Source organism: Pseudoalteromonas sp. NZS71_1 (assembly GCF_015864305.1).
Taxonomy (GTDB): domain Bacteria; phylum Pseudomonadota; class Gammaproteobacteria; order Enterobacterales; family Alteromonadaceae; genus Pseudoalteromonas; species Pseudoalteromonas arctica.
The window spans coordinates 248,125-268,378 of sequence record NZ_JADYXM010000004.1 but is presented as its reverse complement, the minus strand read 5'-3'; the positions used below and the strand labels follow the sequence as shown (position 1 = coordinate 268,378).

Annotated in this window: 23 protein-coding genes; 10 read left to right on the top strand and 13 right to left on the bottom strand. The window is 39.1% G+C overall.

Annotated features, from left to right (window positions below; all coding sequences use genetic code 11):
* Positions 1-188 precede the first annotated feature (188 nt).
* Positions 189-773 carry a dCTP deaminase gene (gene dcd, locus I6F43_RS08840; RefSeq protein WP_007582539.1) on the bottom strand — a complete coding sequence of 195 codons (585 nt, stop codon included), beginning with the start codon at positions 771-773 and terminating at the stop codon, positions 189-191.
* A gap of 6 nt (positions 774-779) precedes the next feature.
* Entirely contained in the window at positions 780-1,856 is a 1,077-nt protein-coding gene (gene apbC / locus I6F43_RS08835) for an iron-sulfur cluster carrier protein ApbC (RefSeq protein ID WP_197101924.1), read from the bottom strand.
* Between the two features lie 187 nt (positions 1,857-2,043).
* Here apbC and metG point away from each other — a divergent pair, with 187 nt between their 5' ends.
* The 3 genes from metG to I6F43_RS08820 all read left to right on the top strand — a co-directional run bounded on the left by metG (position 2,044) and on the right by I6F43_RS08820 (position 5,094).
* A complete protein-coding gene (gene metG, locus I6F43_RS08830; protein ID WP_007582537.1) occupies positions 2,044-4,065 on the top strand; it encodes a methionine--tRNA ligase in 2,022 nt (673 codons plus the stop codon).
* Between the two features lie 116 nt (positions 4,066-4,181).
* Positions 4,182-4,373, top strand: a complete 192-nt coding sequence (locus I6F43_RS20110) for a hypothetical protein (protein WP_231614054.1) — start codon at positions 4,182-4,184, stop codon at positions 4,371-4,373.
* Between the two features lie 205 nt (positions 4,374-4,578).
* The gene (locus I6F43_RS08820) at positions 4,579-5,094 is read left to right on the top strand and encodes a bifunctional 4-hydroxy-2-oxoglutarate aldolase/2-dehydro-3-deoxy-phosphogluconate aldolase (protein ID WP_165735431.1); all 516 of its coding nucleotides are present in this window, start codon (positions 4,579-4,581) and stop codon (positions 5,092-5,094) included.
* Positions 5,095-5,175: 81 nt separating this feature from the next.
* On the opposite strand, the gene lepB is transcribed toward I6F43_RS08820, so the two are convergent.
* Entirely contained in the window at positions 5,176-5,826 is a 651-nt protein-coding gene (gene lepB / locus I6F43_RS08815; RefSeq protein WP_007582535.1) for a signal peptidase I, read from the bottom strand.
* 183 nt (positions 5,827-6,009) lie between these two features.
* Between lepB and I6F43_RS08810 the strand changes: the two genes are divergently transcribed.
* On the top strand, positions 6,010-6,510 hold the full coding sequence (locus I6F43_RS08810; RefSeq protein WP_149592549.1) for a fasciclin domain-containing protein: 501 nt from the start codon (positions 6,010-6,012) through the stop codon (positions 6,508-6,510).
* A gap of 81 nt (positions 6,511-6,591) precedes the next feature.
* Here the strand turns inward: I6F43_RS08810 and I6F43_RS08805 are convergent, their stop codons facing one another.
* From I6F43_RS08805 to aceK, 3 genes are all read right to left on the bottom strand, one after another.
* Positions 6,592-6,843, bottom strand: a complete 252-nt coding sequence (locus tag I6F43_RS08805; protein ID WP_007582532.1) for a DUF2999 family protein — start codon at positions 6,841-6,843, stop codon at positions 6,592-6,594.
* A 62-nt stretch (positions 6,844-6,905) separates the two neighbouring features.
* Positions 6,906-7,868 (bottom strand): zinc-binding dehydrogenase, encoded by a 963-nt coding sequence (locus I6F43_RS08800; RefSeq protein WP_197101922.1) that lies wholly within the window; start codon positions 7,866-7,868, stop codon positions 6,906-6,908.
* 64 nt (positions 7,869-7,932) lie between these two features.
* On the bottom strand, positions 7,933-9,705 hold the full coding sequence (gene aceK / locus I6F43_RS08795; protein ID WP_101216733.1) for a bifunctional isocitrate dehydrogenase kinase/phosphatase: 1,773 nt from the start codon (positions 9,703-9,705) through the stop codon (positions 7,933-7,935).
* A gap of 381 nt (positions 9,706-10,086) precedes the next feature.
* Between aceK and I6F43_RS08790 the strand changes: the two genes are divergently transcribed.
* The 3 genes from I6F43_RS08790 to I6F43_RS08780 all read left to right on the top strand — a co-directional run bounded on the left by I6F43_RS08790 (position 10,087) and on the right by I6F43_RS08780 (position 12,171).
* Positions 10,087-11,034, top strand: coding sequence for a LysR family transcriptional regulator (locus I6F43_RS08790; RefSeq protein WP_101216732.1), 948 nt, complete (start codon positions 10,087-10,089; stop codon positions 11,032-11,034).
* 74 nt (positions 11,035-11,108) lie between these two features.
* Entirely contained in the window at positions 11,109-11,315 is a 207-nt protein-coding gene (locus I6F43_RS08785) for a hypothetical protein (protein WP_008169332.1), read from the top strand.
* A gap of 424 nt (positions 11,316-11,739) precedes the next feature.
* Positions 11,740-12,171 carry a hypothetical protein gene (locus I6F43_RS08780; RefSeq protein WP_010554222.1) on the top strand — a complete coding sequence of 144 codons (432 nt, stop codon included), beginning with the start codon at positions 11,740-11,742 and terminating at the stop codon, positions 12,169-12,171.
* Between the two features lie 12 nt (positions 12,172-12,183).
* Here the strand turns inward: I6F43_RS08780 and icd are convergent, their stop codons facing one another.
* The gene (gene icd / locus I6F43_RS08775; protein WP_197101920.1) at positions 12,184-13,452 is read right to left on the bottom strand and encodes an NADP-dependent isocitrate dehydrogenase; all 1,269 of its coding nucleotides are present in this window, start codon (positions 13,450-13,452) and stop codon (positions 12,184-12,186) included.
* Positions 13,453-13,639: 187 nt separating this feature from the next.
* Between icd and I6F43_RS08770 the strand changes: the two genes are divergently transcribed.
* Entirely contained in the window at positions 13,640-14,443 is an 804-nt protein-coding gene (locus I6F43_RS08770) for a M61 family metallopeptidase (RefSeq protein ID WP_197101918.1), read from the top strand.
* On the opposite strand, the gene I6F43_RS08765 is transcribed toward I6F43_RS08770, so the two are convergent.
* Positions 14,429-15,004 (bottom strand): hypothetical protein, encoded by a 576-nt coding sequence (locus tag I6F43_RS08765; RefSeq protein ID WP_197101916.1) that lies wholly within the window; start codon positions 15,002-15,004, stop codon positions 14,429-14,431. The two genes, I6F43_RS08770 and I6F43_RS08765, sit on opposite strands and share 15 nt — an antisense overlap.
* Positions 15,005-15,374: 370 nt before the next feature.
* On the opposite strand from I6F43_RS08765, the gene I6F43_RS08760 reads away from it, so the two are divergent.
* Together I6F43_RS08760 and I6F43_RS08755 are read left to right on the top strand one after the other, a co-directional pair.
* The gene (locus tag I6F43_RS08760; protein WP_002961566.1) at positions 15,375-15,542 is read left to right on the top strand and encodes a hypothetical protein; all 168 of its coding nucleotides are present in this window, start codon (positions 15,375-15,377) and stop codon (positions 15,540-15,542) included.
* A gap of 139 nt (positions 15,543-15,681) precedes the next feature.
* The gene (locus I6F43_RS08755; protein WP_165735348.1) at positions 15,682-16,524 is read left to right on the top strand and encodes a transporter substrate-binding domain-containing protein; all 843 of its coding nucleotides are present in this window, start codon (positions 15,682-15,684) and stop codon (positions 16,522-16,524) included.
* A gap of 84 nt (positions 16,525-16,608) precedes the next feature.
* Here the strand turns inward: I6F43_RS08755 and I6F43_RS08750 are convergent, their stop codons facing one another.
* The 5 genes from I6F43_RS08750 to rnm form a co-directional block, all read right to left on the bottom strand.
* Complete coding sequence (locus I6F43_RS08750; protein WP_197101914.1) at positions 16,609-17,190, bottom strand: YceI family protein; 582 nt, start codon at positions 17,188-17,190, stop codon at positions 16,609-16,611.
* A 1-nt stretch (position 17,191) separates the two neighbouring features.
* Entirely contained in the window at positions 17,192-17,743 is a 552-nt protein-coding gene (locus tag I6F43_RS08745) for a cytochrome b (protein WP_197101912.1), read from the bottom strand.
* 145 nt (positions 17,744-17,888) lie between these two features.
* The gene (locus tag I6F43_RS08740) at positions 17,889-18,728 is read right to left on the bottom strand and encodes a segregation and condensation protein A (protein ID WP_197101910.1); all 840 of its coding nucleotides are present in this window, start codon (positions 18,726-18,728) and stop codon (positions 17,889-17,891) included.
* Between the two features lie 6 nt (positions 18,729-18,734).
* A complete protein-coding gene (locus I6F43_RS08735) occupies positions 18,735-19,355 on the bottom strand; it encodes an L-threonylcarbamoyladenylate synthase (protein ID WP_008169353.1) in 621 nt (206 codons plus the stop codon).
* Positions 19,352-20,206, bottom strand: a complete 855-nt coding sequence (gene rnm / locus I6F43_RS08730) for an RNase RNM (RefSeq protein ID WP_165721487.1) — start codon at positions 20,204-20,206, stop codon at positions 19,352-19,354. Before rnm ends, I6F43_RS08735 begins: the two co-directional genes overlap by 4 nt.
* Positions 20,207-20,254 lie beyond the last annotated feature (48 nt).

Sequence of the window (20,254 nt, the reverse complement as noted above, 5' to 3'; positions counted from 1 at the left end):
AAAGTAAATGGCTATTAAAATAAATGACTATTATTGTAAATATTGAATTAAAGGTATAAAACTTTAATCTTTATACTTAGCAAACTTGTTGCACCCGCTTAAGAAAGCAAATGAAGCGCTTAACCAGTACTTTGAACTACTGGGTTATGCGCTTCATAAAATAGACGAGTAATGTCTATATTTGGTGATTACTTATCGTCACTAATACGACTTGCTACTGCACTGTTTTGATCTTTATATTTTGCATCTTTACGGATGTTGTATGGGTTTTCACACGGGCCCGATAGCATTTCAAAGCTCATAGCCCCAATTTTCATCAGTGGGCGAAGCGCCAGTGGTAATTTACCTGAGTTGTAAAACTCTAAAACAATATTACCGCTCCAGCCTGGGTCTATTCGGTGCGCGGTTACATGCACCATTAACCCCAAACGCGCAAGCGATGAGCGTCCATCTAACCACCCTACTATATCTGCTGGCAGAGTTACTTTTTCGTGTGTAATAGCAAGTGCAAGTTCACCTGGGTGTAAAAAGAATGCTTCACCTTCATCAAGCACTATTTCTTCACTCATGATTGATTCCATGGCTTTATTTAACTGATCTTTTGGACCACTTAAATCCACGTATGCTGCATTATGCGCATTAAAAGTTCTAAATTTATTACCTAATCGCAAATCGGCAGTTACGCCTGAAATCATGTCACTTGTTGGCGCAGGCTCAATAACAATGCGACCATCGCTTAGGTATTCATTAATATGTGTGTCTGAAAGTCTCATTATTTACTAATCTTCTGTAATCACAATTTCAATTGCATTGTGATGCTGTTGATAATAGAGCGTGCTGGCTATAAGCCTCGCTGCTGCGCTGTATGTTTTGCTTATCGCCGCGTCGTTATCGTTGGCAATAAGTTTTCCTTGCTCAGAATACTCACGTATATCTATTGCAAGCGGAATATGGCTAAGTACGGGCACGCCGTGCTTGTGCGCCAGTTTTTGTGCACCGTCTTTACCAAATACGTGGTTAGCTTCACCGCAGTGGCTGCAAATGTAATAACTCATGTTTTCAATTAAGCCCAGCACTGGCACGTTTACTTTATTAAACATAGCAATGCCTTTTTGCGCATCGGCAAGGGCTAAGTCTTGCGGTGTAGTGACAATAACAGTACCGCTCGCGGGTACTTTTTGGCTCATTGTAAGTTGAATATCACCAGTGCCCGGTGGCATATCTACAATTAAATAATCAAGCTCGCCCCAATCAGTCTCGTTAAGCAATTGGCTAAGCGCGCCTGACGCCATTGGTCCGCGCCATACTGTGGCATCATCGCTTGGGACTAAAAAGCCAATTGACTGCGCTTTAATGCCGTTTGCATCAAAAGGCTGTAGCTGTTTGTTATCTTTAGTGACGGGCTCTGCGCCCACCAAGCCTAAAAGCATTGGAATAGATGGGCCATAAATATCAGCATCTAAAATACCCACCTTTGCGCCTTCATTTTTAAGGGCGCCCGCCAAGTTAACGGCAGTAGTCGACTTACCTACTCCGCCTTTGCCTGAGGCAATAAGCACAATATGTTTAATCGCCTTAAACTTAGCTGCCTCTTTAATGATAACCTTGGCGCTAATTGTTACAGGCACTTTTAAGCTTTCACTTACGTGTTGCTCAACTAAAGGCATTTCTGATTGCCCAGCAAATGGCAGGGTTAATTTAATGTGTAGTGATTTATCGTCATTTTGAGTAATAGTATCAATGAAGCTTTCATCAATACCGACGGCAAAAGCCGCACTACGATATGCCGCTAAGGCAGTAATAATCGGTTGTTTTTGCACCGATTTAGAAGAGAATAGTTTCGACAGTCCAAACATAGCAATTAAATAGCGTTTCTTTGATGAAAAGTGCCACGGAATTATGTAACATTCAGGGCATTAACACCAGTCAATTAATAAAAATCCATAAGCTGTGCGCACTCTAAGCAGATAGCTTGTAGATAAATTAATGATAATTGCCGTTTGTATAATAAAAACGGCGTTTTATCCTCAATTCGGAATGATTATGACGCAGCGAAAGATCCTGATTACCAGCGCATTACCTTATGCAAATGGCCCTACTCACTTAGGTCATTTATTGGAATATATTCAAACTGATATTTGGTCACGTTTTCAAAAACTACAGGGCCACGAAGCTTATTATGTTTGCGCAGACGATGCCCACGGCACGCCAATTATGCTTAATGCGCAAAAGCAAGGGATCACGCCTGAAGAAATGGTAAAACAAGTGAGCATAGAGCGCCAACGCGACTTCGCTGACTTTAATATCAAATTTGATAACTACCACAGCACGCATAGCCAAGAAAACAAAGAATTAAGCGAACTTATTTATAACCGCCTAAACGATGCCGGTCATATTAAAAAGCACACTATTTCGCAATTATTCGATCCAGAAAAAGGTATTTTCTTACCCGATCGTTTTGTAACTGGTACTTGCCCAACGTGTAAATCTGAAAACCAAAACGGCGACAGTTGTGATTCGTGTGGTGCTACATACAGCCCTACCGAACTCATTAATCCGCGTTCTGTAATGTCAGGTGCAGAGCCTGTACTTAAAGATTCTGAACATTACTTTTTTGACCTGCCAGCATTTGAAGGCATGCTAAAAGAGTGGTTACACTCGGGCACTATTCAACAAGAAATGGCTAACAAGCTAGACGAATGGTTTACCGATGGCCTGCAACAGTGGGATATTAGCCGTGATGCGCCTTACTTTGGTTTTGAAATTCCAAATGCACCGGGAAAATATTTTTACGTTTGGTTAGATGCACCTATTGGTTACATGGCGAGCTTTAAAAACCTATGTGACAAAAAAGGCATCAACTTTGATGAGTTTTGGGCTGAAGGTTCAGACGCTGAGCTTTATCACTTTATTGGTAAAGACATTATCTACTTCCACAGCTTATTTTGGCCAGCAATGCTAGAAGGCGCTAATTTTAGAAAGCCAACTAACGTATTCGCTCATGGTTTTGTTACTGTAAATGGCGAAAAAATGTCTAAATCAAAGGGTACGTTTATTAAAGCGCGTACTTATTTAGATAACTTAAACCCAGAGTACTTACGTTACTACTACGCAGCAAAATTAAGCAGCGGTATTGTTGATCTTGATTTAAACCTAGAAGACTTTGCACAACGCGTAAATTCGGACCTAGTAGGTAAAGTAGTAAACATAGCGAGCCGTTGTGCTGGCTTTATTACTAAAAAGTTTGATGGCAAGCTAAGCAGCACTATTATGCAACCAGAGCTGTTAGCAGAGTTTCAAGCGGCTGCACCTAGCATTACAACACACTATGAGAACCGTGATTACAGCCGCGCAATTCGCGAAATAATGGCGCTTGCCGACAAAGCAAACCAATTTATTGATGGCGCAGCACCTTGGGTATTAATTAAAGACGAAACTAAGCAACAAGAAGCACACGAAGTGTGTTCTCTTGGTCTTAACTTGTTCCGCGTTTTAATTACTTACTTAAAACCAGTGCTACCAGAAATGGCCGACAACGTACAAGCATTTTTAAATGACGACCTTGCATGGGACGGCGTTCAAAATGCACTCGTAAGCCACCCTATCAATAAATTTAAACCGTTAATGCAACGTGTTGAAATGGATAAAGTAAATAAAATGGTTGAAGAATCTAAAGAAAGCTTAGCGCCAAAAGTAACTATTGACCCTAACAGCCCACTAGCAAAAGAGCCTATTAGCGACGAGATAGAATTTGATGACTTTGCAAAAGTAGACTTGCGCGTAGCTAAAATAGCTAAAGCAGAGCACGTAGAAGGCGCTGATAAACTACTTAAGCTAACACTTGATTTAGGCGGAGAAACTCGCCAAGTGTTTGCAGGTATTAAATCAGCTTACGCACCAGAGGATCTTGAAGGCAAACTAACCGTTATGGTCGCTAACCTTAAGCCTCGTAAAATGCGCTTTGGTATGTCTGAGGGCATGGTATTAGCAGCAGGTCCTGGCGGAAAAGAAATTTATATTCTTAACCCAGATGACGGCTCAGAGCCTGGTATGCGCGTAATGTAATATTACTCATACAATAAAAACCGCTGATACATCAGCGGTTTTTTTATGGGCAAAAGCAATGTTTAGTCGTATATTCAATACGAATGCCTCTGTATTAAATAAAGTGAATTGTAATTATGACCCAAATTTTAGATGCCAACAGAATAAAAGTAAGTAGCCAAATAAAACAACACAAATTAGTCGCCATACTGCGCTTAAAGCAACAAGGTGATGTAGCACCATTAATTGATTGTTTCGGGCCTGTTTATCTTTCGAGGTTAAATTTGCAGCAGACTGTTTGGTATTTAGGCAAGGCAGAGCCTATGTAGTGTGGTTATTCCCCATAAATAGGCGATAACGCAGCATAAATGCCAAACATGCGCTGCCCGAAGGGTTCTGTCTAGGGGCAATTTACTCTTTGTTGCTCGGTTTTTACTTAGCCCACTAGGTTACAAACCTCGCGCCGCGATTAAATAACCCCTAGATTGAACAAATTTTAATCCTGAAAGGTCAACAGGCCCTAGTAATGCGGGCATAAACGCACTCGAGATCACGTCAAATACACCGGGCTTTGAGCAAGAAATAGCAAAAGCTCGTGCAGCTCATAAAAACGCACTTATTGGTGCAGGCACAATAATTAACACCACCCTTGCTCAGCAAGCAATTGATGCAGGCGCGCAGTTTATTGTAACGCCAAATACCAACAAATCGGTTGTCGAACTTGCCCACCAGCACGGGTTACCAGTATTAATGGGCGCGCTAACACCTACCGATGTAGCAAATGCAATTGAATATAAGGCAGATATTATTAAGGTATTTCCTGCGGGCAGTATGGGCGTTGGTTACTTTAAAGCATTAACAGGTCCATTTTCAGAAGCACAATTAATACCTGTTGGTGGTGTGAATTTAGATAATTTATCACAATGGTTTGAAGCAGGTGCTTGTGGCGCGGCAGTAAGTGGCGATTTTTGTAAGGTATTAAATACCGAACAAGAGCGTAGCCACCTTACCAAGCTTGTAAAAAACTATATAAGTAAACTGCCTAAATAGGCAGTTTATTTTATTTATAAAATAGCCAAATGTGTGCTCATAAAATTTGATTGGGCGCTATACAAAATTAATTACTACTAATTAATTCAGCTTTTTCAATACGCGATCTTTTCTTGGTAGGTAATAATTATCGTAATCAAGTGACACTATAACGCGCTCTGCTTTTCCTAATAACTCGTTACGCGGAATTAAACCTATTACACGCGAGTCAGCGCTATTGTCGCGGTTATCGCCCATTGCTAAGTAATAATCATCAGGAATTGTAATTGCATCAAACCCCGATAAACGTGAAGGAATATTTGCCACTCTTATCGAATGCTCTAATCCGTTTAAATCTTCAATTTTATCAAGCGAGTCTATGTTGCTTCGCTGATCTGCATAATTAAGTTTTTTACCATTAATAATGAGCTCATTATTTTCAAGCGCAACGGTGTCTCCTGGCACACCAATTACACGTTTAATTAAACGGTTATCGGCAGCTTGTGAGTCAAAAACAATAATATCACCAGCTTGTGGATCCGCTAATTTAAGTAATTTTATGTGCGTAAATGGGACGCGAATATCGTAGGCCATTTTATCGGTAAGTATTCTGTCACCTTCTTGAATGGTCGGTTTCATTGAGCCTGTTGGCACTTCGTACCAATCGGCAACAGCGCTTCTAAATACGCTCATCAGTGCAATAAATACGATAAGAGAGCGGTTATTTTTCCAAAACTTATAAACTAATTTCATGCCTATTCCCTTCAATTGAACAAGTCTTTAATTGAGTAACTATTTATATGACTTTGCTAATTAGCTGCAGTTCAATCAATGATGTAACAAAACATGTTGACTACTAATTTTAATTGATCGATTAAATTTAGAGCGTCGTAACATTTAACGAAACCAACGGGTATTAACTTAAAGGAAAATAAAATGTTTAAGAAAATTACTACTGCATTATTGTTTACAACTGCAAGCCTTGGATTTACTACAATGGCTTATGCTGATCATCATGGTATGAAAAAAGACGTTGTTGAAGTAGCCGTTGAAAATGGTTCGTTCACTACTCTTGTTGCTGCTGTTAAAGCCGCAGGTTTAGTTGAAACGCTGCAAGGTAAAGGACCGTTTACTATTTTTGCACCAACAGATGCTGCATTTTCTAAATTACCTGAAGGCACTGTAGAAATGCTACTCAAGCCTGAAAACAAAGACAAGCTAACGGCGGTATTAACTTATCACGTAGTGTCTGGAAAAGTGATGGCAGCCGATGTAATGAATGTAGACAGTGCGAAAACACTACAAGGCCAATCAGTTATGGTTAAAGCCGACAGCATGGGCGTAATGATAAATGACGCTAAAGTTGTAAAAGCTGATGTAAAAGCAAGCAACGGCGTAATTCATGTTATCGACACAGTACTACTTCCAAAAGAGTAGTCATAAAAGAATAAGCCAAATAAAAAAGCATAAGTAAATACTTATGCTTTTTTATTGTTTTATGTTTTATCACATAAAAAATTATTGATTTAGTTTTTCTTTCGCTTCTTTTACTTTTTCAAAATCTAAACCAAGTTCGTCAGTCGCTTCTTTAATAAGGTGCGGTTGAGTCATTACGACTGCCATTAGTTGCTGTAGTTTTTCTGGCGGAATACCAAGCTCTTGAACAAGCGCCATTGCCATCATTGGGTTTTGAGTAAACGCTTCAAACAATGCTTTTACTTTTTCGTCGCTTACATTGTGCTCTTTAAGTATTGCTAGTATTGGATTCATTATTAAACCTTAAGTGTTTTTTATAGGGCTTAGTATATGGGCTAAACCCTAAAATTAAAGAGTTACTCTACAAGTAAAACAACTTTACCAGCATTTTCATTACGCTCTAAAATAGCATGAGCTTCGTTTGCGTCGCTCCAAGGCAATGTTTTGTACAGGTTAAAGTCGTACTTTTTAGTGGCAATATCATTGTAAAAACGCGCTACAAAGTCGTCGCGCACCTGGCGTTTAAACTCAATACTACGATTTCTAAGCGTTGAGGCATGAAACGAAATACGTTTGCGTAAAAGCGCGGCAAAATCAACTTCTGCAAAACGTCCATCTAAAAATGCAAGCATTACAATTTGGCAATCCATCGCTGCAATAGCGGCATTTTTATTTAAGTAACTCCCCGAAACAGGATCTACAATTGCATTTGCTGTTAACTCATTTGCTTTCATATATTCTACAAAGTCGGTAGTTTTGTAGTTAATTGCATGATCGGCACCGAGTTCTTTTGCGTGTTGGCATTTGTCATCCGTACCGGCAGTAATAACTACGGTAGCACCTGCGCTTTTAGCCATTTGAATTGCTGCACCGCCCACACCACTAGCACCTGCATGAATAAGCGCTGTTTGCCCTTTTTGCAATTTACCAAGCTCAAATAACGCGCCAAATGCTGTTAGGTACACTTCGCTTATTGCTGCGCCTTCAGCCATTGTTACATCATCGGGTAATTCCATAAGCTGCTTTGCATCAACGGCTACATATTCACTGTAAGCGCCACCAGAACACAAAGCAAAAACACGTTTGTTAAGCCAAACTCTATCAACTTTACCACCAATATCGGTAACAACACCGGCACATTCTAAACCTAAAATAGGACTATCTCCCGCAGGGGCCGGGTATTTACCTTGGCGCTGCATACTGTCTGCACGGTTTACACCTATTGCTGCAACTTTAACAAGTACTTCATGGCTCTTTAAAACCGGTTTTTCGGTTTCACTAAATGCAAGATTACCATCTTCATGAGAAATATATTTCATTGTTGCTCCAAGTTTAAAAACTGTAATAACATATAGATGGGGATGAACACAGATTCAAACAACCTCAAAAGCGCCAACTTTGTTTGTAAGGATAAACATCGGGTAGAAAACCATTGTGTACTTGTTGCTGACAACCTTGCCAAAACGTCGCTAAAAACAAGTTACTGTGCTCATTATTAAAATAATTAAACGCAATCTCGTTGGCGCTAAAAAACACATTAAATTGGCTCGGAAATATATCGTTTTCAGCTATATCAAAATACGAGTTACTACTTAGCTCTTCAAGTGCATTTTGGGTTTGTGGCACCTCTCTAAAGTTGCAATCGGTTAGTGGGCAAATTTCGTCAAAGTCGTAAAACACAACTCGCCCCCATCGCGTTACGCCAAAGTTTTTCATTAGCATGTCGCCCGGAAATATATTAGCACCGGCTAATTCTTTAATTGCTTTACCGTAATCATGCATAACTCTCTCTAAGGTTTTGTTATCGCATTGGGTAATATATAAATTAAGCGGGGTCATTTTACGCTCAACATAAACGTGCTTTAAAATAAGTGCCTTGCCAGATATAACCATGCTGCTACCAATTTGGCTTTTCATCTGCTCAAGCAGCTCGTCGCTAAAACGGCTTAAATCAAACGCTAAATATCTAAATTCGTGTGTGTCTACCAAACGACCAACCCTATCGGCTTGTTTTACAAAGTTATACTTTTCTTTCACTTGTGCTTTGGTGGCTGTTTTTGGCGCACTAAATTTGTCTTTAATTACTTTATAAACGTAATCTAGCCCTTCAATAGTAAATACCAGCATTACCATACCCGGCGTCCCTGGTGCTGTAACATACTTGAAGTTGGCTGGGCTATTTTTAGTCGTATCAACCTTGTGCCGATAAAACTCAGTTTTGGCGTGCTTTATAAAACCAATGGCGTTAAATAACTCAAAGCGTTGTTTATGTGGCATTAACACACTTAAGTAATCTACATAACGAGCGGGCTTATCGGTATCAACCATAAAATAGGTGCGTGCAAAACCAAATAATAAACTTAATTGATCGGCGCCCATCATTACAGCATCAAGCTTTAATCCCTCATCGGTATTTAAAATAGCGATAGCAAAAGGCATATTGTCGCCATTTTTAGCAATGCAGCGCCCAATTAAATAACAGGCTTTGTTTCTAAAAAATAATGAGTTGGCGTATTCAATATACCCATCGTTTAAATTTATAAGTTCGTACACCTGTTTGCATTGCTGCTTAGCGCCTTGCATTAACGTACTTTGTAATGTGGCTACATCGCGTTCTAAATGACTAAACGGCACTCTAAATACTTGATTAGTGATAAGCGTTTTAACGGCGTTATTAAACCCATTATGTAGCGATACCCTGCTCACTAAGCTTTCATAAGAGCGCGGCTCACTACGATACTTTGCTTTTAATACAAACAAATGCACAGTACGAATTTTTTTATCGTCCCAAATTGCGCCAAACGTTGAGTTAAAAAAGGTATGCGCAATAGGTTTATTTTCGTGATTTTCTACCATATCGCCGTAAATATTTTTAGCTAACTGCCACGTTTGCGGGCAAGTAAGTTCAGCATAAGCAATAACTCTGACGGCTTCACTCACGTTTTTAACTTCGCGCTCATACACCTGTAAACGTTCACGCATAGCACTTTGTACACTGTGATACTGTCGTTGTTCAAAACGGCTTTGTGCACCCAGTGTAATATTTAAAAATTGCGAAAACATCGCCTCAAATCCAGCAAAAACAGATCGTGCAAGCTTACTGGCTACAACGTGTTGTAGCGCATTATTAGATTGATTTGTTAGCTTATTTTGCATAAATACAGCACTTATATTGATGCCAGTTATGGCGGTTATTTTTTATTAATGGTTTACACCTTAGCAAGCAGGCTTTAATTTAGATAATTAATAAAGCATATAAATAGAATTTATTGGGCGTATTGACCTTTCGAGGTTAATTTTGCAGCCGTGTATTTGGTTTTTAAGCAAGGCAAAGTACATGTAGTGTTGTGACTCCCCATAAATGTACTTTAACGCTGTATAAAGGCCAAATACACACTGCCCATAGGGTTCTTTCTAGGGACAATTAACTCTTTGTTGCTCGATTTTTACTTAGCCCACTAGGTGGCAAACCTCGCGCCGCGATTAAATCGCCCCTAGATTGAACAAATTTCAACCCTGAAAGGCCAACACGCCCATATGAATATAAGAAATGTCGATCTTAACCTTCTCGTTTATTTAAATGTGTTAATAGATGAAAAAAGTGTGTCAAAAGCTGCAAATAAACTTGCTCTTACGCAACCGGCTATGAGTAATGCGCTAAAACGTTTGCGCGATTTATTTGACGATCCGCTACTTGTGCGTGCCGCAGGCTCTATGACGCCAACGGCAAAGGCACTTGCATTAAAGCCTGAAGTTGAGGCCCTATTAAAAATGGCTGAAGCTATTACGCAGCCTAGTGAGCAGTTTAACCCTACAACCGCTGAAGTTACGTTTAGAATAATGGCAAACGACTATATAGAGTCGACCTTAATAGCCCCTTTTATAACGGCGCAGCTTAGTAAAAACCCCGGTATTAATTTTGATGTATTGAGCCCAAGCGACGTAAACCTACAAGATATGGAAAAAGGCACTATTGATTTAGCTATAAACCGCTTTAACGGTCTCCCTCGCTCGTTTCATCAGGCCAGTGTTTGGCGCGATAACTACTGTTGTTTAACGCATCCTAAAAATACATTTTTACAACATTCAGGGTTAGACGACTACTTACAAAAAGAACATATTTGGGTAAACCGTGCAGGTTGGGGGCCGGAGGCCGCTGTTACTAATAAATCGGGAAAGCAAAAATTAGGCTGGGTAGACGAAGCGCTTTGGCAACTAGAGCAAACCCGTAAAATACGTGTTTTTACTCGCCACTACATGGTCGCAAGCCTGCTTTGCCAATCAGAGCAACTTATTGCCACCCTACCGCGAAGGCAGGCTAAATTGTTAACCTCTCATACTGATTTAGTAATCAGCCCTGTACCATTTCAAATAGTGCCTATTGAAGTAAAAATGATATGGAGCCCACTGCTGCACCATGCCCCTGCACACCAATGGTTAAGACGTGAGTTATTAGCGTTTGCTAAAACGATTGCAGATAGATAAATTAAATACAGATATGTTGAGTTATAAGTTTCGAACAAGCTCAGTTTTATACAATAACTTCAAATGGAGAAAAAATGGATAGTGCATCAATAATTGCGTGGAGTGTTTTGTTTGGCGGCATAGGTATTGGCTACCTTACTTACGGGCGAAGAAAAAAAGCCGTAGTGCCACTTTGTATTGGTTTGTCGTTATTGGTTTTTCCGTACTTTATGACCAGTGTTAGTATGCTGCTGATTGTAGGCGCTATTTTAGTGGCTATTCCCTACTTTATTAAAATTTAACATTACTATTGTTATTGCTATTGTGACGGCTAAATAAAATACACGCGAAAAATAAAAAAGCGCCACGGTATTCAACTTTGGGAAAATACCGTGGCGCTTTTGGAAATCGTCGATATAGGAATCTACCTACAGCGTATTATTAGCAAGCTTAGTACCAACTTCATAAAATAATTAAAATTCAATAAAAACAATTAACTAAAATTCCTTCTTTATTCCTTAACTCCTCCCCTTGTTCCAGTTTTGTGCACACTTTCACCGCATTGCACCAAATTAATTAGTATTATTTAGATATGTTTTCTATTTTTTATTTAGTTTTTAAACTTACTATTGATAAAATCAATATCAGTTATTGAAAACAACAATTTTATTAATAATACACTTAGCGCTAGAGTGAAGTTAAGCCAACAAACTAAGAGTAATTATTATGACAACAGCTTCTTTCACACGCCAAGACGGATTATTCATCGATGCTAACTTACATCAGTTCATCGAAGAGCAGTTATGCACTAAAGCTAACACCACTGAAACTTACCAAGCGTTAGCTACTTTAGTTGATGAGTTTGGTTGTAAATGCCGTAAAACAAAACATCAACCAGATGATGTATTAGAAGTTGATACATTATTAAATGCATACCAACTTAAAAATCATCCACTTTGCCATGTTGATGCACAAACTACGGAAGCCGTTTTAGACGAATATTGCTGCCAAGTTCCTGCAATTATTGTTGTTGCGTTAATGGATACGCTTAGTGGTACACAGTGCGATGAACCCCAAGCACATGAGATTTACCATCGTGCAGCGCAGTTAACCAACCGCCCTTGTATGCACAGAGTAAAAACTGCCTCAGCAGCTTAATAATGAATGTATTTAAAAGTGCTCGATAACCTTCTTTGCAAAGCCAGTACAAGTTAAGGTTGTCGAGTTATGAATACTTGAGTTATCGCTCTGCTCTTGCGCTAAATCAAAGGTTACTTCACCGCTTTTAAATGTTTGCTCTAACGCATTTTCTATGAGTAATGCGGCCTCGTCCCATCCCATAAATTTAAGCATTAATACCGCACTTAAAATACTGCTACTTGGGTTTGCTTTATTTTGCCCTGCTATACGTTCAAACGTGCCGTGTGTAGGCTCAAAAAATGCGACATCGTTATTTAAATTTGCAGCAGGCATTATGCCAACACCACCAACTTGTGCACTGAGCATATCCGCTAAAAAGTCACCATTTTGGTTAGTAGTCACCACTACATCAAATTGCTCTGGATGCATTAAACATTGTTGCAGCATGTTGTCAGCTATGACTTCTTTAATAATTAAGGGCGCTTGGTGTGCTCGCTCTATTTGCAACCAACGCCCATTTTCATGTGCAGTGGCATTAAACTCGTTTTGTGCAAGTGCAAACCCCCAACGCTTAAATGCACCATCGGTAAATTTAAGTACATTACCTTTGTGTACTAGCGTTAATGATTCACTATCGTTTTTAAGTGCATAGTTAATTGCAAAGCGCATTAGTCGCTCAGAGCCTTCTTTAGATATATTTTTAATACCAATTCCGCACTCTTGTGAAAACCTTAGGCGGGTTACGCCCATTTCCTCACATAAAAAATCGAGCATTTTTTCGCTTTCTACACTGCCTGCTTGCCACTCAATACCTGAGTACACGTCTTCGCTACTATCACGAAGCACTGTTATGTTTGTTAAAAAAGGGTTTTTTAAAGGAGAAGGGAGTGCACTAAAACCTTTTATAGTGCGCATATTTACAAACAAATCCATTTCTTGCCTGAGTGCGACATTAAGAGATCGAAAACCACCACCTAGTGGTGTGGTTAACGGCCCTTTTATGGCAATTTTACAGGCACGTACCGCGTTAATTGTTTCTTGTGGAAACCAATCACCGTCATACAGTTTTGCGGCCTGCTCGCCATTATAAACCTGCATCCAATGAATTTTCCGTGCGCTTTTATAACAATGCTCAATTGCACTATCAACAACATGGCGCATTACCGGCATAACATCTAGACCCACGCCATCGCCATCAATAAAAGCAATGATAGGTTCTAACGGTATTTGCCAGTGTCCTTGTGCATCAATAGTGATATTTTGTCCGTACTCAGGAACTTGAATATGCTGATACGTCATGGCTAAACCTAACTTAAAATAACGATTAATTGATTAAACCATGCTTAGCTAGGAGTGTCTGTATTTGTACTTTTATAGTTACTATCATTTTAAAAAATAAAGAATTAGGCGTGATTATTTATCCATTTAGTTGGTCTTGTATATTAAGATTTTCGTACCAATTATTAAATTACAGTGGAGCATTTTAATGAAATTCTTTTTTGTACTGCTACTATCAATCAGCTCTTTTAACGTATTAGCCGTTGAAGTAGTCATACATAACCTTAGCTCGCTCTCAAGTAATGCTCAAAATACGGTGTCTACATGGGTTAATCAAAGTGTTGAAAAAACACAAAATACACTGGGACCTTTAAAACAAACCACATTGCCTATTTATTTAAAACCGCAATACTTTGCTTTTGAGCCTGTACCTTGGGCTACAGTTAAGCGTAATAACCCCGATGGGCTTGAACTACATATAGATCGCTATGCCAGTTTAAATGCATTCACTAAAGATTGGACGCTATACCATGAACTTTCGCATTTATATTTGCCGCTACTTCCCTACTCCGGTTTTTGGCTAAGCGAGGGTTTTGCCAGTTATATGCAAAACGTAATAATGCGTGACAGCGGTATAATTACCCAGCCGCAATTTGTACAACGTTTAAATGCTGGATTTGATCGTGCCCGCCTGCAAACTAAAACTAAAACACAGCCACTTAATGAGCTCTCTGCCGATATGTGGAAACAACGAGCCCAGCAACGTGTTTATTGGACGGGTGCGGCTTTTTTTGCACAGGCCGATTTGGAGCTACAAAAACAAGGTTTATCTGTCGCGGGTATAATAAAACAGTATCAAGTATGCTGTAGACCCGCTCGATCTAGTGCGAAAACCTTTATAAAAGAGTTAGATAAGCTATCCGGTAGTAGCGTTTTTACAACGCTGTATGCAAAATATAATACCCGCACCGATTTTCCTGATATTAGTAAAGAGCAGCTAAACACGCTTTAACGGCTGCTCTGTTTTATATATCTGTTTTATATAGTTACTATATTCAACAAGCCCGTGCGCATTAAAATTGGTTGAGTACTCGTTCATAAAACCATGCAAAAAATTGGTTTTATAGCACTTAACATCCGCTTTGGTGCTTAAAGCTTTAATAACTTCATCAACATTAAAGTGACTCTCACTTGCTGGAAATATGAACTCACAGGATACTTTTGCACTTAAATTTAAATTATGTCTAATTTGCGACGGATAAAAGCCAATTAACTTTTTAAGGTGTGTATTGCCTGTTAATAACTGTGCCCGCCATGCTGCACTTGCCCCTGCACTAAAAGCAATACACGTCGTTGGCAATTTTAAACTCTCAAAGCATTTTTGAACTTTGTCGGTGTATTTATCATGGCCACACTGCTGTATAAAATTGTTGTAACTATCTTGTTCACTTTCAATAGCTTGAAACTTGTTATTGTAAGGGTCAACAATCACTAAATTTGAACTAATTGCGTGTGATAACCTCCTTAAAGCAGGGGTTAAACCATAAATATCACTCACTATTAGGTAATTCATACTTATCCTTTGGTAACTAAAAATGGGCTTTGTAAGCAGTTGATAAGATTTATTATAAATATTTTTACAAAAATAGCTTGCACACAATTTATATATAAGTTACCTTCCCTCTCTGGTTTAAAGAAACCGCCGCGGTTAACCATTTACCCTGATCCAGTAAGCCCCGCAAAACGTATATTTGAAAGCTAAGTTATTGTACGGCGAGAACCCCTTGAATAATACCGAGATGATTTTTTACTATCATCGCAAAAGTGTCATAAAGATCGTCAACACTGTAATGAAGCTAAACACAACATCGTTAATTTATTAACTGCAATTTGCTATAAAAATATAGCGCAGAATAAATAACAAGAATAAAGTGAGTTTTATTATGTCTTATAAATATAATGGGTCTATGATCCAAATCGCACATCCAGTGCAATCAATTTCAGTAAACAAACATCGTGTAATCTTTAGTGATACACAAGGTTTAAAAAATGCATTGTTTCAAAAAGCGAGTGATGCACGCCAGTTTGTTAAGTGGCTAAAAGCTAACTAAGCAACACATAACTTTAATTGCCCTTTTATTATTGCAATTATTGATAAGATATTATGCCAGCCTCGTTGCTGGCATTTTACTTTTTAGCTCTTTATTGGTTACAATAGTTTTACAATAATAATTACTGGCAGCTGTTGTAATGCTCCGTATATTTTTAACTTTCTTACTTTTTTTCGGTCTGACCTCAATAGGCAATGCTAGAACCATAAACTGGCTAGCGCACGACTTTGCACCCTATTATATTTTAAATGGTCAATATCAACACCAAGGCCGTGACGAAAGCATAATTTCATTACTTGAAAAACAACTTCCTAATATTACCTTTAACCGCATGCTTATCCCCTCAGGTAAAGTAATCCAAGAGCTATCTAATACTTCAAATAATGTTTGTGCGTTATCGCTTTATAAAAATGATTACAGAAAAGAGCATATTTATTTTACAGAGGAGAGCTCAACAACGGGCCTCTCGCCTTCAATAGCAATGCACAAAAGACTCGCCAAAGCGCTAAATATAGCGGAATCAAAAGAAGTATCACTATTAGATTTAATACAAGATAAAAAACTAACTCTTGGGATCTCTATGAGCCGCTCTTATGGCCAAGAGATAGATACATTGATAAACAGTACGCCTAATATAGATTTAGTAATTAGACCCACTCGCGATAGCCTAGCGAGCCTCACATATATGCTTAACCTGAAACGAATTGATATTTTGCTGGGTTACCCAAGCGAGCATTACTATTTAGCTAAATCAATGCACTTTGAAGAGAACTTAACGCAGCGTCCATTAACCGAATCCCCAGCGCTCAGTTATGGCTTTATTGGTTGTACTAAAAACGAGCAAGGCGCAAAAGACATTGCTATTCTTAATGAGCAGCTTAAAGTTATTAAAAAAATGCAGGCTTATAATGATTTACTCATGCGCTGGTTGCCCGAGCATTTAAGGCCGCTATTACAGTCACGTATTAATAGCGCAAAATAAGCAAATTCGAAGTCGCTTAATCTGAGTTTCTGTTAAGCAAAAAAAACGCCACAGTAAGTGGCGTTTTTATATTTAATAATGGTATTACTGACGAACGCCTTCTATTGATAAAATAATATCAACATGGGTAGATGCAGGTCCTAAGTTGTAATCAATACCGTAATCGGTAAGTTTAAGGCTGGTTTCGCCCTCAAAACCTACGCGGTAGCCGCCCCACGGATCTTTACCTTCGCCCACTTTATCTATTTCAAAAGTAATAGTGTTTGTTACGCCGTGCAGCGTAAACTCACCGGTTACATCAGCCTCTTCGCCGTCTTCATTAAATTTAATACTCGTGCTTTTAAATGTCGCTTTTGGGTATTTATCTACATTTAAAAAATCTTTACCATGTAAATGCTTATCGCGCTCTGCATGGTTAGAGTCAAGGCTTGTGGTATCAATGTTTACCATAATTTTTGACGCATCAGGGTTTTTAGCATCGTAACTAAATGTGCCGTCAAAAGTATTAAAACGACCATATAACCAGCTGTAGCCTAAGTGTTTAATTTTAAAGTTAACAGACGCATGCCCGCCTTTCGTATCAATTACATAATCAGCTGCATTGGCGGCTGTTGCCGATAACATCATTGCAGCCGAAACGGCTGTGCTTACTAATAATTTTTTCATTTTAATCATCCTTTGATGGTTTGATCATTCTAATTAAGGTTTTATCTTTATCGATAAAGTGATGTTTTAACGCCCCTAGTGCATGCAATACTGCAAACCCGATTAATGTGCACGCGCCGTAATAATGTACTTTTCCTGCAATATCGGCTTGGTCATCAAAGGCAAAATCAAGCGCTGATACATTAAATAAAGTAAATACTTCTATTGGACGCCCGTCTGCGGTTGATATTAAATACCCTGCAACAACAATAACAGCCAAAATAATATACATAGCAATATGCGCCGTATGCGCTAATTGGTTCATGCCTTTACTTTCACCTAATGGTTTAGGTTGTGTAGATAAAGCACGCCATAAAATTCTAAATAAAAATACGGCCACAAGCGTAATACCAATACTCTTATGTAAATCGAGTGAACCTTTATACCAGCTATCGTAATAAGTAAGCTCAACCATATATAAACCTAAACCAAACAGGCCAAAAATAGTCAGCGCCATGAGCCAATGTAAAATAATAGCGACAAGTCCGTAAGATGAAGGTGTATTTTTAAACATGTGTAACTTCCTATAATGCTATGACGTTACAATATAGTGCACAGCCATAAATGAAAATAACATTTACAAACACTTTACGTGCGTATACGCACAGAACTTTGATAATTAAAGTTAGTTTTAGAAGTTGAGGATTAAACAGATAGTTTTATAGGGTGGATTGTTCGCTTAAGCTGACATAAATTAAGCTCTCAGGGCTCACTTGCAAACAGGTAACAAGCCCTTCTTTAATGAGCTCAAGCATAGCTATAAAACTAACCACTACACCACTTCGCCCTTCATTTGGGGTAAAAAGCGCATTAAATACCACTGCCGAGTTTGCTTGCGATAGTTGCTGTAATATTTGGCTCATTCTCTCTCGGGTTGAGAGTACTTCAGCAGTAATTTGATGATGCTCAAAGGTTTTTGCACGCGCCATTACATCACTCAGCGCCAGCATTAAGTCTTTAAGTTCAATATCGGGGAGATTTTGACTTGTATCTTCACTTATTGGCATAGCGGCATGCGCTATAAAAATATCACGACCAACACGAGGAATATCGTCGAGGTTTTCGGCGGCTTGTTTAAACAGCTCATACTCTTGCAGGCGTTTAATAAGCTCTGCGCGAGGATCTTCCTCCTCCTCTTCAAGCTCTTCGTGTACAGGGAGTAATAAGCGCGACTTAATTTGCGCAAGTAACGCAGCCATTACTAAATATTCGCCAGCAAGTTCGAGTTGAAACTCGGTCATCATTTCAACGTAACTTACGTACTGCTCTGTAATACTAAAAATAGAAAGTTCGAGCACATCAAGCTTATGCTTTTTAATTAAATAGAGCAGTAAATCGAGCGGGCCTTCAAAGGTTTCTAATATTATTTCGAGCGCGTCAGGTGGAATGTATAAATCTTCTGGTTTGTCTACAACCGCTTTACCATGCAAAAAAGCCAGTGGCAGCTTTTGCTGCACTGGCTTTTCACTATTTTTTGTATTCGCAGTGCTTTCGCTCACTCGCTATTACTCAAACGGGCTTGTATCACCACAGCCAACACGCAAAATCTTAATTTCATCTTCCGACAAATCGATTACCGTGGTTGCTTGCTCGGCTAAGTGGCCACCGTGAATAATTAAATCAACGTGTTTATCTAATCGCTCTAATATTTCATCAGGATCTGATTCTGTAAACTGCTCACCTGGTAAAATTAAAGAACACGACATTAACGGCTCACCAAGTTCGGCAAGTAACGCACAGGCTATTGGGTGTTCAATTACACGCATGCCAATGGTTTTTTTCTTGTCGTTTAATAAACGTTTAGGGACTTCTTTTGTGCCTTTAAAAATAAAGGTATATGGCCCTGGCGTATTATTTTTAATGAGTCTAAATAGCTGGTTATCTACGCGTGCATAAGTAGATAACTCCGATAAATCACGACAAACTAGCGTAAAATTATCGTTTTTTTCAATACCACGAATACGCTCTATGCGCTCTTTGGCTTGCTTATTACCAATGTTACAACCGATGGCGTAGCCCGAATCTGTAGGGTAAACAACAACGCCGCCTTGTTTAATAATATCAACGGCTTGACTAATTAGTCTCGGTTGCGGGTTATCAGGATGAATATGAAATAATTGACTCATGTTAATGCCCCTTCTTCTCCTTCCCAAGCTTGCCAAACACCTTGGCAGTCTTTTGGTAGGTATAAATTTTTGCCAAGCTCTAAATAGCTTGTCGGAAAATGAAAATCAGACCCTTGAGAGCAAAGTAGTTCGTACTCACGGCTGAGTTCACCTAAAAATTGACGTTCGCTTGGCGCCTGTTGAGGTTGTGCAACTTCCATTGCGTCCCCTCCTACACTTTTAAATTCTACTAATAATTTGCGTAGCCACTTGTTTGACATTTGATAGCTACTTGGATGCGCAAGTACAGCAACACCACCAGCGGCATGTATGGCCTCAATAGCGGTTTGCATGGTGCACCAGCAACTTGGTACGTAGCCTGTTTTGCCACGCCCTAAGTACTTTTTAAAAACACCCGGGAAATTTTTAGCAACACCGCGCTCAATAAGGGCGCGTGCAAAATGTGCACGCGTTATTTGCGCGTCTTTTGCCAGCTCTTTAGCTTGCTCGTAAATGCCATCAAAGCCATTTTTTGCAAGGCGAACACCAATCTCTAGTGCACGCTCTTCTCGCTTTTGCTGCTGAGCTGATAATAAAGAGGTAAGGTCAATATTATTAATATCAATATTTAAACCTACAATATGAATTTCGAAGCTTTCCCATTTAGTAGACACTTCGGTACCCGTTATTAATGAAAGCGGTAAGTTTTCTGCTTCAATAAGTTGCTGCGCAGGCTTAATAGCCGCCACAGTGTCATGATCGGTAATAGCAAACACATCAATATTTTTATCAACAGCGCGATGCAATAATTCTTCAACCGTTAAACGCCCGTCTGAATGTGTGGTATGGCTATGTAAATCATATTTTATCAAAAGAAAACTGCTTAAAATTAAGGGTTACTGGTGTTTATGTAAGTATAA

Excerpts from the sequence above, each read along its gene's own strand:
- dcd (WP_007582539.1), bottom strand. The coding sequence starts at position 773 with ATGAGACTTTCAGACACACATATTAATGAATACCTAAGCGATGGTCGC.
- apbC (WP_197101924.1), bottom strand. The coding sequence starts at position 1,856 with ATGTTTGGACTGTCGAAACTATTCTCTTCTAAATCGGTGCAAAAACAA.
- metG (WP_007582537.1), top strand. The coding sequence starts at position 2,044 with ATGACGCAGCGAAAGATCCTGATTACCAGCGCATTACCTTATGCAAAT.
- I6F43_RS20110 (WP_231614054.1), top strand. The coding sequence starts at position 4,182 with ATGACCCAAATTTTAGATGCCAACAGAATAAAAGTAAGTAGCCAAATA.
- lepB (WP_007582535.1), bottom strand. The coding sequence starts at position 5,826 with ATGAAATTAGTTTATAAGTTTTGGAAAAATAACCGCTCTCTTATCGTA.
- I6F43_RS08810 (WP_149592549.1), top strand. The coding sequence starts at position 6,010 with ATGTTTAAGAAAATTACTACTGCATTATTGTTTACAACTGCAAGCCTT.
- I6F43_RS08805 (WP_007582532.1), bottom strand. The coding sequence starts at position 6,843 with ATGAATCCAATACTAGCAATACTTAAAGAGCACAATGTAAGCGACGAA.
- I6F43_RS08800 (WP_197101922.1), bottom strand. The coding sequence starts at position 7,868 with ATGAAATATATTTCTCATGAAGATGGTAATCTTGCATTTAGTGAAACC.
- aceK (WP_101216733.1), bottom strand. The coding sequence starts at position 9,705 with ATGCAAAATAAGCTAACAAATCAATCTAATAATGCGCTACAACACGTT.
- I6F43_RS08790 (WP_101216732.1), top strand. The coding sequence starts at position 10,087 with ATGAATATAAGAAATGTCGATCTTAACCTTCTCGTTTATTTAAATGTG.
- I6F43_RS08785 (WP_008169332.1), top strand. The coding sequence starts at position 11,109 with ATGGATAGTGCATCAATAATTGCGTGGAGTGTTTTGTTTGGCGGCATA.
- I6F43_RS08780 (WP_010554222.1), top strand. The coding sequence starts at position 11,740 with ATGACAACAGCTTCTTTCACACGCCAAGACGGATTATTCATCGATGCT.
- icd (WP_197101920.1), bottom strand. The coding sequence starts at position 13,452 with ATGACGTATCAGCATATTCAAGTTCCTGAGTACGGACAAAATATCACT.
- I6F43_RS08770 (WP_197101918.1), top strand. The coding sequence starts at position 13,640 with ATGAAATTCTTTTTTGTACTGCTACTATCAATCAGCTCTTTTAACGTA.
- I6F43_RS08765 (WP_197101916.1), bottom strand. The coding sequence starts at position 15,004 with ATGAATTACCTAATAGTGAGTGATATTTATGGTTTAACCCCTGCTTTA.
- I6F43_RS08760 (WP_002961566.1), top strand. The coding sequence starts at position 15,375 with ATGTCTTATAAATATAATGGGTCTATGATCCAAATCGCACATCCAGTG.
- I6F43_RS08755 (WP_165735348.1), top strand. The coding sequence starts at position 15,682 with ATGCTCCGTATATTTTTAACTTTCTTACTTTTTTTCGGTCTGACCTCA.
- I6F43_RS08750 (WP_197101914.1), bottom strand. The coding sequence starts at position 17,190 with ATGAAAAAATTATTAGTAAGCACAGCCGTTTCGGCTGCAATGATGTTA.
- I6F43_RS08745 (WP_197101912.1), bottom strand. The coding sequence starts at position 17,743 with ATGTTTAAAAATACACCTTCATCTTACGGACTTGTCGCTATTATTTTA.
- I6F43_RS08735 (WP_008169353.1), bottom strand. The coding sequence starts at position 19,355 with ATGAGTCAATTATTTCATATTCATCCTGATAACCCGCAACCGAGACTA.